At 40.1% G+C, this 307-nt stretch carries 1 protein-coding gene; it reads right to left on the bottom strand.

Annotated elements, in window-relative coordinates; all coding sequences use genetic code 11:
• Positions 1 to 307: polymorphic toxin-type HINT domain-containing protein (locus tag HMPREF2573_RS03630; protein ID WP_228141150.1), on the bottom strand; the 307-nt coding region annotated here is incomplete at both ends.

Genomic DNA, 307 nt, shown 5'->3' with positions numbered 1-307 from the left:
GTATGGAAGTCTTGTACTTCAAAGTTGTAGACAGTTTGGGGTGGTTGGGTAGTAGGTATTGACTTATAACTTCTACTTCTTGATTGTTTCTATCAAGCAGTATCATGCCTTGTTCTAGTAAAGAAGCTTTAAGCCAGCCAATGCCTTCTACCCAAAATGGGTGTTCTTTAGTGGTTTTAAAGGTTTCTGTGGAGTTGTTGCTGTGTTTGACAACAACTTCATAGATTTCTTGATTGGGCGTGACTTTGGTGGCAATGACAGGACGATAGTCATACTCAAGCGTAACATCATTTCTTGTCCATACCAG

This window comes from Moraxella sp. HMSC061H09 (assembly GCF_001809255.1).
Classification (GTDB): domain Bacteria; phylum Pseudomonadota; class Gammaproteobacteria; order Pseudomonadales; family Moraxellaceae; genus Moraxella; species Moraxella catarrhalis.
The sequence above is the reverse complement of the archived record's forward strand: the minus strand, read 5'-3'. Positions and strand labels throughout refer to the sequence as shown.